Consider the following 7,074-nt stretch of genomic DNA (forward strand, 5'->3'; position numbering starts at 1 on the left):
AGCCGGTACCGCGGCCAGGGCCATGAGGACCGGCGCGATCAGGTAGGCGTCCCGGAACGCCTCTGCCAGAGCGGGCGCCAGCGCGGCGTGCGCGACGGGGTCGAGTTCGTGCAGCGCCTGCAGGCCGCCGGTGACCGGCAGCAGGGCGGACAGCGCCACCGCGACCACCGCGGTACCGACCGCCATCGCCGTGGTGCTGACCAGGTTCACCGTCGTGCTGCCGCCCGCCTGCTGCTCCGGCGTGAGCGCGCGGGTCGCGGTGGTGAGGGCGGGCATCATCGTCCCGCCGCCGCCCGCGCCCATGAGCAGCATGGCCGCGCAGAGTCCCCAGTAGGAACTGTCGGTGTCCAGCTGAGCACGGAACAACAGGAAGCCGGCGATCCCGACCGCGATCGAGACGGGCAGATAGCGACCCGGCGGGAAGCGGTCGATGAGCCGGCCCGCGACCTGCATCGTGATACCGGACGCCAGCGCGAAGGGGATACCGAGCGCACCCGCGACCAATGCGGATTCACCACGCACCACCTGGAAGTACAGCGGCTGCAACAACATCGCGCCGAAGTAACCCGCCGCGTACAGGCCGACCAGCGCGGCTGCGGCCCCGACCTCGCGCCTGCGCAGTATGCGCAGGTCGAGCAGCGGCTGCGGGGCGGTGAAGCCGCGGTGGACGAAGATCGCCACCAGCACCGCGCCCGTCAGCAGCGGCAGCAGCACCGGTCCGATCGGTAGTCCGCCACGCTCACCGGCGGCGGTGACTCCGTAGATCAGCAGGGCCAGACCTGGTGACATCAGCGCGAGCCCGACCGCGTCGATACGCTGCCGCGGTTGCGCCGCGTCGGCCGGGAACACCCGCACGGCGAGGATCAGCACCGCCACGGCAAGCGGAATGTTCACGAAGAACATCCAGCGCCAGGACATCTCGTCGATCAGATAACCACCGAGCACCGGCCCCGCCAGCGGACCGACCAGGATCGCCAGCCCCATCGTGCTCATGGCGCGCCCCAGCCGCTCCGGGTCCGCCGCGCGCAGCAGAACCGTCATCCCCACCGGCATGAGCAGTCCGCCGCCGAAACCCTGGAGGACCCGGAACGCGATCAGCGACTCGATATTCCATGCCGCCCCGGCCAACAGCGAACCGAGCGCGAAAATCGTCACGGCCACCAGATACAGACGCTTGGCCCCGAACCTGCCCATCGCCCAGGCGGCGACCGGAACCACCCCGGCGACCGCGAGCGCGTATCCGGTGGACACCCATTGGACGGCGGCCAGCGGCGCCGAGAATTCGGCCGAGAGCCGATTGATCGCCACATTCACGATGGTCTGATCCAGGGTCGCCATGATCGTCCCGGCCACCAGGACCAGGGCCACCGTCATCGGGTTGCGAGCGGCCCGCTCCGGCCGGGCGCCGGACGCGACCGCCGACATGCTGTCTCGCATTTCCTCACCGCCCGTACGGGCGAACGGCCCGCGCCGTGCGAAGCGCCTCGCCCCACCAGACCAACTGGTCCAACAGGGTTGTCGCGGCGGTCCCGGCCCCCTCACCCGCCGCCGGTCCGTCCGGTGCGCCATCGGGCCGCCACGGATTGTGGAAGCTGACGGTATCGCGCACGGTGACGGCGTGGAGTTCGGCGAAAACGCCCCGTAGGTGCTCGACCGCACGCAGGCCACCCGATATCCCGCCGTAGCTGACGAAGCCCACGGGTTTCGCCTGCCATTCCGGGCCGTGTGCGTCGATGAGATTCTTCAACGCCGCCGGGTAGCTGTGGTTGTACTCGGGCGTGACGATCACGAACGCGTCCGCGTCGGCGAGGGCGACCCGGGTGTCGGCAGCCCCGGGCGCGGGCGCCCCGAAGGCGTGCGGCAGTTCGAGCGCGCCCACATCGACGAGGGTGACCGCGAATTCCGGCCGCGCTTCGGCCCGCTTCAGGAACCACTCGGCCACGACCGGTGCGAAACGACCCTGCCTGCTGCTGCCGATCACCACGGCCAGCCGCAAGGGCGGCGCGACGACGGCAGCGCCGGTCGATGTCTGTGTCATCGGAAATCTCCCACTCGTGTCTCGGCGACCCAACCGGTCGCCCGCACACCACCTTTCTTCCTCAACTATTGTTGAGGTCAAGTCCGGCGATCGGCGCAGTCCGTACCGTGGCCGGAGTTCGGCCCGCCACGGCGTCCCCGGCGATCATGCGGGCGATGACGTCTCTCCCCTTGCCGGTCAGCACGCGGACGGCGGCGCGCTTCCCACCCTGCTGGCGGCAGTCGGCGACATCCCCGCAGGCAGCTTCGTCGGGCCGAGCCGCTTCGGAGGAGTCCGCGGGCCGGCGGTGGTGCAGTTCGCGCTGTCATGAGCAGCGCCGCTCTCCCAGAGGCGGCAAACCTTTCGAACGCCTCCGCGTCTTTTCCGTGGTGCGAGCCGACCTTCACCAGGGGTTGCTCGAACTCGCCTGCGGCATCATCTGTTTGATGCAGCTCCGGACGTCATTCCGATAACGATCGGCTAGGCTCTCTTGTCGAACACGCTCAGCCCTGTGCTCGGCGACCGACTGTGGGGAGATGATGGTGGGTGAACCGGCCCCCGGCACGGTCTTCGCTGGATTCACGATCGAACGACTGTTGGGCGCCGGCGGTATGGGGTCGGTATATCTTGCGGCCCATCCGCGAATCCCCAAGAAAATCGCGCTGAAAGTATTGCACAGGTCTCTGACCCATGACCGGCAGGCGAGTGTTCTGTTCGAGCGCGAAGCCGATCATGCGGCGCGACTCGATCATCCGAATATCGTTTCGGTGCTGGATCGCGGACGTGAAGACGGTCAGCTGTGGATAGCGATGCAATACGTCGCGGGAACGAACGCCGCCGAGGCAGTGGCCCGAGCACGACTCGAACCCGCCCGGGCCGTGCACATCATCGGAGAAATTGCGAAGGCGCTCGATTACGCGCATGAGAACCATGTTCTGCACCGCGATGTGAAGCCGGCGAACATGCTGCTGGAAGAAGACGGGCCGGGTCGGCCCGGCCGTGTTCTGCTGGCGGACTTCGGAATCGCCAAAGCGCTCGCCGAGACGGCCTACCGCACCAAGTCCGGAACCCTCGTCGCCAGCCTGCATTACGCGGCGCCCGAGCAATTCGAGGGGACCACGCTCGACGGTCGTACGGATGTCTATTCGCTGGGATGCAGTCTCTTCCATCTGTTGACCGGTGAGCCGCCGTATCCGGGCGATTCCCTGCCCCAGTTGATGCACGCGCATCTGGGCGGGCGGATACCGGCGCCGAGTTGGATCGTTCCGGATATCCCCGCCGAGCTCGACCGGGTGGTCGCGCGGGCGATGGCCAAGGACCGCGCGGACCGTTACCCCACCTGTTCGGCGTTCGCGGACGCGGCGGCCGAGGCCGTCGCGACGTCTCGGAGACGACTCGAGCCCACTCGAATCCACGAGGCGGGTCCACACGAGCCCACGGGTTCGCAGTGGACCGCGAGTGTGCCGCCGGCATCGCCGATCACCGAATCGGCCGACGAGCGGCGTGCCGGGTTCACCCGGAGCCGGAAGTGGTTGGCGGCCGCCGGGGTGGTCCTCGCTGTGTCGGTCGCGACTCTCCTCGTGGCGATCCCGTTTTCGTCGTCCCATTCGAACGATTCGTCCACGGTGGCGATCGATTCCACGACGATGCGGGGTGCCGACGGCGTCGAGTACACGATTTCGGGAAGTCTGCTGGACAAGTATTCTGCGGCGAACGCCTCGCAGAAGGCGGATCTCGGACCGCCGTTGGGGGCCGAGAAGGCGAATCCCGACGGCAAATATCAGTGGTTCGTCGGTGGTGTGATCATTCAGAAGAACGGTAGTCCCGCGCATATCGTCTGGGGCGAGATACGGAACAAGTGGAATGAACTCGGCGGCAGCCAAGGGGCGCTGGGCTACCCGACCAGCGATGAAATCGAAGTCGGCGACGCGAAGGTGAGTACGTTCGAGAAAGGTTCGATCACTTTCGAAGACGGCGTCGTGACCGTCCGCTGATCGTCGGGGTCGGCTGCGGGATCGGCGCGGCCCTGTCGGGCGCCCGGCGGAATTCGCCGCGAACCGATCCGTCGGCGCCGCGCGGGCACGATCACCCGGCCGCGGCGACCAGGGCGGCCTGGGCACGGGCGACAGCGCGACCGGTCTCGGCCTCGTCGACCGTGCGGACCTGCCCGTCGCGCACGACGACCCGCCCGTTCACGACCAGGGCGGCCACGGGTGGACGGTCACCGAGGATCAGTGCCACCACCGGGTCTTCGATACCGGCGTGCGCGGGGGTGTCCATCCGCCACAGGGCCAGGTCGGCGAGCTTGCCCGCTTCGATCGAACCGATCTCGGACTCGCGGCCCAGCACCTTCGCCCCGCCGATGGTCGCCAGTTCCAGTGCGGTGCGCACGCTCATGGCGGTGGGCCCGCCGACCGCGCGGGCGTAGAGCAGGGCCTGGCGCGGCTCGTCGAGCATGGCGCCGGACTCGCTGCTGGCCGCGCCGTCCACGCCGAGCCCGACCGCGACTCCGGCCCGCAGCAGATCGGGCACCCGGGCGATGCCCGCGCCGAGGCGGCCGTTGGAGGTCGGGCAGTGCGCGACGCCGGAGCCGGAGCGGGCCAGCGTCGAGATCGCCGCGTCGTCGAGATGGATCGCGTGGGCGAACCAGACATCGGGGCCCACCCAGCCCAAGCCTTCGAGGTACTCGGTCGGGGTGGCGTCGAAATGCTCTCGGCAGTAATCCAGCTCGTCGGTGGTCTCGGCGAGGTGGGTGTGCAGGCGCACGCCTTCGGCCCTGGCCAGCGCGGCGGATTCGCGCAGGAGTTCCGGGGTGACGGAGAACGGCGAGCAGGGGGCCAGCGCGACGCGCAGCATGGAGTCGAAGGACCGATCGTGCCAGCGGGCGATCGCTTCGGCGCTCGCGGAGAGGATCTCGTCGAGTGATTCCACGATCGAATCCGGTGGCAGCCCACCGGAACTCGTGCCGAGATCCATCGATCCACGGCAGGGATGGAAACGCAGTCCCACCTCGGCAGCCGCGGCGATTTCGGCGCCGAGCGGATCGCCGCCCGCGCGGGGGAACACGTAGTGGTGGTCGGCGGCGGTCGTGCAGCCGGTGCGGGCCAGTGTGGCCAGGGCGCCGGTGGCGGCCACGCGCACCGCGTCCTCGTCGATGCCCGCCCAGATCGGGTAGAGCGTGCGCAGCCACTCGAACAGGGTGTGATCGGCGGCCAGGCCGCGGGTGATCCACTGGTAGAGGTGGTTGTGGGTGTTGACCAGGCCGGGAGTGAGCAGGCAGCCGCGGCCGTCGATGCGGGGCGCGTCGAGGACGGGCGCGGGACCGGGGCCGACCGCGCCGATCCGATTGCCGTGCAGCACCACGTGTCCGGTGCGGTATTCGGTGCCCGCGGCATCGACGGTGGCCACCGCGCACCCGTCGATCACCAGCGTCGGCCCCGTCGAATCCGCCGCGTTCGTCCTCGCGGCGCCCTGCTCCGCCGCGCCGCTGTCTCCGGCGCTCACAGCGCCCATGCCTGCCCGGCCTCCGGGGCGTCGGCGCGGCTCAGGGTGGCCTCGATCAGTCCGTAGGGCCGGTCGTCGGCGTGGTATACCTCGCCGTTGTTGGCGATGCCGAAGCGGCCGAGGTCGTAGTCGAAATGGTGCTTGTTGGGCGCGGCCAGCCGGATCTCGGCCAGTACCGGGAAGTCGGTGAGTGCCGCGGTGCCCATCTCGAACAATGTCTGCTGCAACGCTTTCGAGTGATGAGTGGCGAACACCTCGATCATCCTGGCCACCACGCCCGCGTAGGTGGCCTCCCAGTCCACGCCCTCGATCTCGGCGAAGCGCCACTGCGCCGTCAGAGAGGTCGCCAGCATGCGGTCGTCGGTGGGTTCGAGCACGGTGAACTCGTCGCGCAGGAATCCGGCGAACTCCGAGCCGGTCGACTTGAGCAGCACCAGATCCCGCACCCCGCCGACCACCCAGGAACCGGCGGGCCCGACCGTCACCGCCGCGGTGCGCACCTGCGGCCCCTGGCGCACCCAGGTGAAATCGTGTTCGCCCGCACCCACTTTCGCCCGCTGCCAGGCGTAGTCCTCGATCGCGACGCGCGCCGCGCGCACCGGCGCGATGTCGTCGACGAAATGCCGGGCCAGTGCCAGCCCGTACTCCTCGATCGGGCTCAGGCCCGGGTCCTTGGCGAAGGCGTAGGCGGTCTGCTTCTGGGTGTCGGTGGGCAGCACCGCGGACTGGTCGCCGCTGATGTAGGCGTCGGCGAAATCGCCGCGCAGCGTGGTGGAGACGTTCACATCGCGGATCTCGTGGCGCGGCCCGTCACGGTGGATGCGCACGATGCGGTTCTCGGACTTGCCGTAGCGGTTGTCCGACAGTTCGATCGGCCCGGTCAGCGGCATCGGCGCTCAACTCCCTCGATAGGTGGAAAAAGCGAACGGGGACAGCAACAGCGGCACGTGGTGGTGTCCCGGTCCGGACGCGAAGGTCACCGACACCTCCGGATAGAAGGTCGCCTCCCCCCGCGCCGCGAAATAGTCCCCGGTGGCGAACACCAGGCGATAGGTGCCCGGGCGCAAACCGGCGACCAGCGCGGGCACCCGGCCGTCGCCGTCGGTGGTCGCCCGGGCGATCGGCTCATCGCCCGCGTAGAGCGCGACGCCGATCCCGGCAGCGGGCACACCACGCACGGCGTCGAGGACGTGCGTACTCACCGTGCCCTGCACCGCCGACGCCCCGGGCTCATCCGAGGCACGCGGCCCGCCGGACCGGTCGAGCCCGCCGGCCGCACCAGGGTGCCCCGACGCACCCGGGTCGCCGGAGCCGCGCGGCCCACTCGACGGAGCCGGCGCGTCCGGCGCGTCTCGCCCGCTCATGCCCGGCCCCGTTCCGCGCGCCCGCCGCCGGCGAGTTCGTCCAGCAGACGCCCCAGCCGCACCCGGTTGATCTTCGCCAGCTCCACGCGCACCACCTCCCGCTCGGTCACCGGATCGTTGCCCAGCCGGGAGCGCAGCACGCCGAGCAGTTCGGCGGCGCCACGCCCGGCGGCGCACACCAGGTAGATG

General features: G+C 69.8%; 7 protein-coding genes. 1 reads left to right on the forward strand and 6 read right to left on the reverse strand.

The window, feature by feature from the left end:
- Positions 1-1,437: DHA2 family efflux MFS transporter permease subunit (locus ON26_RS24580; protein ID WP_040799077.1), on the reverse strand; the 1,437-nt coding region annotated here is incomplete at its 3' end.
- A 4-nt stretch (positions 1,438-1,441) separates the two neighbouring features.
- Positions 1,442-2,038 carry an NADPH-dependent FMN reductase gene (locus ON26_RS24585; protein WP_040799069.1) on the reverse strand — a complete coding sequence of 199 codons (597 nt, stop codon included), beginning with the start codon at positions 2,036-2,038 and terminating at the stop codon, positions 1,442-1,444.
- Between the two features lie 515 nt (positions 2,039-2,553).
- On the opposite strand from ON26_RS24585, the gene ON26_RS24595 reads away from it, so the two are divergent.
- On the forward strand, positions 2,554-4,011 hold the full coding sequence (locus ON26_RS24595; protein WP_051027500.1) for a protein kinase domain-containing protein: 1,458 nt from the start codon (positions 2,554-2,556) through the stop codon (positions 4,009-4,011).
- Between the two features lie 91 nt (positions 4,012-4,102).
- On the opposite strand, the gene ON26_RS24600 is transcribed toward ON26_RS24595, so the two are convergent.
- From ON26_RS24600 to ON26_RS24615, 4 genes are all read right to left on the reverse strand, one after another.
- The gene (locus ON26_RS24600) at positions 4,103-5,446 is read right to left on the reverse strand and encodes an 8-oxoguanine deaminase (protein WP_040799083.1); all 1,344 of its coding nucleotides are present in this window, start codon (positions 5,444-5,446) and stop codon (positions 4,103-4,105) included.
- A 71-nt stretch (positions 5,447-5,517) separates the two neighbouring features.
- On the reverse strand, positions 5,518-6,411 hold the full coding sequence (gene pucL, locus ON26_RS24605) for a factor-independent urate hydroxylase (RefSeq protein WP_040799071.1): 894 nt from the start codon (positions 6,409-6,411) through the stop codon (positions 5,518-5,520).
- 6 nt (positions 6,412-6,417) lie between these two features.
- Positions 6,418-6,735: a hydroxyisourate hydrolase gene (gene uraH, locus ON26_RS24610; RefSeq protein WP_040799073.1), complete on the reverse strand. Its 318-nt coding sequence runs from the start codon at positions 6,733-6,735 to the stop codon at positions 6,418-6,420.
- Between the two features lie 146 nt (positions 6,736-6,881).
- Positions 6,882-7,074: 2-oxo-4-hydroxy-4-carboxy-5-ureidoimidazoline decarboxylase (locus ON26_RS24615; RefSeq protein ID WP_040799075.1), on the reverse strand; the 193-nt coding region annotated here is incomplete at its 5' end.

The sequence above is a fragment of the Nocardia higoensis NBRC 100133 genome (assembly GCF_000308595.1).
GTDB classification, from domain to species: Bacteria; Actinomycetota; Actinomycetes; order Mycobacteriales; family Mycobacteriaceae; genus Nocardia; species Nocardia higoensis.

Excerpts from the sequence above, each read along its gene's own strand:
- ON26_RS24585 (WP_040799069.1), bottom strand. The coding sequence starts at position 2,038 with ATGACACAGACATCGACCGGCGCTGCCGTCGTCGCGCCGCCCTTGCGG.
- ON26_RS24595 (WP_051027500.1), top strand. The coding sequence starts at position 2,554 with ATGATGGTGGGTGAACCGGCCCCCGGCACGGTCTTCGCTGGATTCACG.
- pucL (WP_040799071.1), bottom strand. The coding sequence starts at position 6,411 with ATGCCGCTGACCGGGCCGATCGAACTGTCGGACAACCGCTACGGCAAG.